The organism is Frankia sp. AgB1.9, from assembly GCF_016786355.1.
Taxonomy (GTDB): domain Bacteria; phylum Actinomycetota; class Actinomycetes; order Frankiales; family Frankiaceae; genus Pseudofrankia.
In genome coordinates this window covers 1-4236 of sequence record NZ_JADWYX010000242.1, presented here as the reverse complement: position 1 = coordinate 4236, position 4236 = coordinate 1, and the positions used below count along the sequence as shown (strand labels likewise).

Below are 4236 nucleotides of genomic sequence, written 5' to 3'. Positions count from 1 at the left end.
CCCTGCTCGGTGACCTTGATCGGGCCGTCGAGGGTGCCGAACGGCTGGGCGAGGATCGCCTCGCCGGTCGGGCCGCCCCCCCCGCCCCCCCCGCCCCCCCCGCCGGGGGGCCCCCCCGGCCCGGCACGCTGGTCCCCCGACGGGCAGACAATCGCCTTCGGCGCCGAATCGGTGACAGCCGCAGGCCCCCTCATGACCGTCCACCCAGACAGCACCGACCTGCGCCCCGTGTTCACCCCGCCGAAGGGCCAGACCGCGATCACGCCCACCTGGTCACCCGACGGGTCGCTCCTGCTGTTCTGCCTCGCCGCCCTCACCGGCACCCCCCACCCAGCCGACGAACTGGCCGTCGTACACGCGGACGGCACCGGCCTGACCCCAGTCGTCACCACACCCGACTTCAAGGCCCAACCCGAATGGATCAAAGCCAACTGACCGGCCGCACCCCACTTACACGGCCCGCCGAAGGCCGGTCCCGAGCCCATTGACCGGCCCCATTTCACAGCCCGAGGAGAGACCGCCCTGTCCGGCCTCCCACCAGACGATCATCTGACGGTCTGCCCGCCGCCCGTCGACCCCACCCGGAAGCGGCGGAAACCGGGCGTCGGACCAAACGGCGAGCCCACTTCTCCCACAGCATGAAGCACCAGTTCATCTCACCTGAACAGAGACCAACCGGAGGACCTGGGCGGGGTGGCCGGGACAGGGGGCCGGCCACCCGCCCTGGGATTCCGGAACCTCGGCCGTCGTGCTGGCCATCCGGTGCCTCCTCTACCTGCGTCTATGCACAGAGTGTCACAAGGGAGTTACACCGTTGTTCTTACAGGCCCACGATTAGTCGAGGGCCCTCAGGGCCTCGTTGAAGGTCTTCGACGGACGCATGACGGCGGTGGCCTTGGCGGGGTCCGGTTGATAGTAGCCCCCGATGTCGGTTGGCGAGCCTTGGACCGCGACCAGCTCATCGACGATGATCTGTTCATGGTCGGTGAGGGTCACGGCAAGGTCAGCGAACGACTCTGCGAGGTGGGCGTCGTCGGTCTGCAAGGCCAGTTCCTGTGCCCAGTAGAGCGCCAGGTAGAAGTGGCTACCGCGGTTGTCGATGCCGCCCAGTCGGCGGGTCGGCGACCTGTCCTCGTCGAGGAAGGTGGCGATTGCTCGGTCGAGGGTGTCGGCGAGTACCTGCGCGCGGGCGTTGTTGGTGGTGTGGGCGAGGTGCTCGAAGCTGGCGGTCAGCGCGAGGAATTCGCCGAGGCTGTCCCAACGCAGGTAGTTCTCCTTGAGTAGTTGCTGGACGTGTTTGGGCGCGGAGCCGCCGGCGCCGGTCTCGAACAGTCCGCCGCCGTTCATGAGCGGTACGACGGAGAGCATTTTGGCGCTGGTGCCGAGCTCGAGGATCGGGAACAAGTCGGTCAGGTAATCGCGCAGCACGTTGCCGGTGACCGAGATCGTGTTCTCGCCGCGGCGGATCCGCTGCAGGGAGAACGTGATCGCGTCGACCGGTGTCATGATCTCAATGTGCAGGCCCTGGGTGTCGTGCTCGGGCAGGTACGCCTTGACCTTCTCGATCAGCACCGCGTCGTGTGCGCGGTGTTCGTCGAGCCAGAACACGGCCGGGTCGCCCGTGGCGCGGGCGCGGGTGACGGCCAGCTTCACCCAGTCCTTGATCGGTGTGTCTTTGGCCTGGCATACGCGAAAGATGTCGCCGGCGGCGACGGTCTGTTCCAGAAGGACGTTCTCGGCCTGATCGACGACCCGTGCCGTGCCTGGGGTGGGGATCTCGAAGGTTTTGTCGTGGCTGCCGTATTCCTCGGCCTGCTGCGCCATCAGGCCGACGTTGGACACCGAGCCCATCGTCGCCGGGTCGTAGGCGCCGTTCGCGCGGCAGTCGTCGAGGACGACCTGGTAGATGCCGGCGTAGGCGCTGTCGGGGATGACGGCGAGGGTGTCGGCTTCCTGGCCGTCGGGGCCCCACATCCGACCGGAGGTGCGGATCATCGCTGGCATGGAGGCGTCGACGATGACGTCGCTGGGCACGTGCAGGTTGGTGATGCCGCGGTCGGAGTCGACCATCGCGAGGGCGGGGCCGTCGGCGAGTTCAGCCTCGACGGCGGCCTGGATCTCCGCGCCTTGCGGCAGCGCTTCCGTACCCTTGAGGATCGCGGCGAGCCCGTCGTTCGGGCTCAGGCCGGCGGCGGCGATCGTCGCGCCGTGTGCGGTGAAGGTCTTCGGGAGGAAGGCTCGTACCACGTGGCCGAAGATGATCGGGTCGGAGACCTTCATCATGGTGGCTTTGAGGTGCACGGAGAACAGGACGTCCTCGGCCTTGGCCCGGGCGATCTGCACTGTGAGGAACTCGCGGAGCGCTGCTACCCGCAGGACGGCGGCGTCGATGACTTCGCCCGCCAGCACCGGGACAATGCGGCGCAGGTCGGTGGTGGCGCCGTCGTCGCCCACCAGCTCGATACGCAGCGAGCCGGCCTCGGCGATGACCGTCGACTTCTCGGTGGAGCGCAGGTCGTCGGCGCTCATGGTGGCGACGTTGGTCTTCGAGTCGGCGCTCCACACGCCCATCCGGTGGGGGTGTGCTCTGGCGTAGCTTTTCACCGACGCGGGGGCACGGCGGTCGGAGTTGCCCTCGCGCAGTACGGGGTTCACGGCGCTGCCCTTGACCTTGTCGTAGCGGGCGCGGACCTCCCGCTCCTCGTCGGTCTTCGTCGGGTCGTCCGGGTAGTCCGGGAGCGCGTAGCCGTGGTCCTGCAGCTCGACGATCGCCGCTTTCAGCTGGGGAAGCGATGCCGAGACGTTCGGCAGCTTGATAATGTTCGCTCCGGGCGTTTTGGCTAGCTGACCGAGTTCGGCGAGTGCGTCGTCGACGCGCTGGGCTTCGGTGAGATGCTCGGGGAAGCTGGCGATAATCCGCGCCGCCAGCGAGATATCACGGCTTTCGACGCTGACGCCGGCGGCCCGAGCATATGCCTGGACCACAGGAAGGAGCGAGTACGTCGCGAGGGCTGGGGCCTCGTCCGTATGCGTATAGATAATGCTCGAATCAGTCACCGGTACTCCGCTTCGCTCTAGCTTCTTTTCGGTGTCAAGGTCAGTACTGGCCGCCTCGGTCCGGTGCTCCCGAGAACGGGTATGAGCGGTGGTCATCGAAGAGCCCACGAGCATCGATGTCCTCCCTGTCGTGAGGGCGTGGCGATGTCCTGGACTTCCATATACCGGGCCTGGCGGCAGAGCCGTGTCCTGCCAGCCAGGCCCAACCCTCGGAAGGCCGCGGAACGGTGGTCGGGGCTTCCTGCCGACGTCGCCGAACGCGGAAATCTCGCCTCGGCCTCCCGGAATTGTTCGCCTTCCGCACTGGGCTCGGCGAGGTGGCTCGCTGGCCCAGGTGTGAATATCTCCGCCTGTGGCTGGCGCCGCTGATGGCAGTCGGGTGGGAAGCGGCGGCGTGACGCTGTGGGTGGTTTATAGGTCGTTGCCGGCGTAGGAGAGGTTGAAGCTTTTGTTGGCGAGGGGGAAGTCGGGGACGATGGTGCCGGCTAGGGCGACGGGTAGGGCGGGCCAGTTGAAGAAAGAGGGGTCGACGACTTTCACCCGGGTGAGTGTGTCGTTGTCGTCGAGTTCGACGCGGTGGGTGATGGTGCCGCGCCAGCCCTCGACGATGCCGACGCCCGAGACCGGTCCGGTGTGTCTGCGCGGGGGCGGCCAGGTGCCGACCTGGCCTGGTACGAGGTGACGGGCGAGGTGGGTGAGCAGGGCGAGGGAGGCGTCGATTTCGTCGGCGCGGACGAGGAAGCGGGCCAGGACGTCGCCGTCGGGGTGGGTGGGGATGCGGAGGTGTTCGCGCAGGTCGCAGTGGGGGTGGGCGAGGCGGGCGTCGTACGGGAGGCCGCTGGCGCGGGCGGTGGGGCCGAGGGCGCCGAGGTCTCGGGCCGCGGCGGTGGGGAGGACCGCGGTGCCGGTGAACCGGTCCCGTACGACGCTGTGACCGAGCGTGAGGGCGACGATGTTCTGGGCGTCGCGGGCGACGGCTTGAAGTTCTGCGAGGTCCGGGATGGCTTGCAGCCGGGTGCCGCCGAGGTGGACGCCGCCGCGTAGGAGGCGGTGGCCGGTGACGCGGGCGTTGAGGCGTAGCAGGCGTTCGCGCAGCCGTCCTGCGTGGGCGTGTAGGACGCTGTGGCCGACGTCGTTGCACAGGGCGCCGAGGTCGGCGACGTGGTTGTGCAGGCGTTC

The 4236-nt window shown here is 68.3% G+C and carries 2 protein-coding genes and 2 pseudogenes; 1 reads left to right on the top strand and 3 read right to left on the bottom strand.

All coding sequences use genetic code 11. The annotated features are described in order from the left end of the window. Nucleotides 1–104: pseudogene (locus I6A60_RS44360) on the bottom strand (phosphoenolpyruvate carboxylase); the annotation flags it as partial. Nucleotides 105–192: 88 nt separating this feature from the next. On the opposite strand from I6A60_RS44360, the gene I6A60_RS42585 reads away from it, so the two are divergent. Further along, the gene (locus I6A60_RS42585) at nt 193–435 is read left to right on the top strand and encodes a hypothetical protein (RefSeq protein ID WP_238437278.1); all 243 of its coding nucleotides are present in this window, start codon (nt 193–195) and stop codon (nt 433–435) included. 399 nt (nt 436–834) lie between these two features. Here the strand turns inward: I6A60_RS42585 and I6A60_RS40750 are convergent, their stop codons facing one another. Both I6A60_RS40750 and I6A60_RS40745 read right to left on the bottom strand, forming a co-directional pair. Beyond that, nucleotides 835–3057 carry an NADP-dependent isocitrate dehydrogenase gene (locus tag I6A60_RS40750; protein WP_203015077.1) on the bottom strand — a complete coding sequence of 741 codons (2223 nt, stop codon included), beginning with the start codon at nt 3055–3057 and terminating at the stop codon, nt 835–837. A gap of 411 nt (nt 3058–3468) precedes the next feature. Beyond that, nucleotides 3469–4236: pseudogene (locus tag I6A60_RS40745) on the bottom strand (formate hydrogenase); the annotation flags it as partial.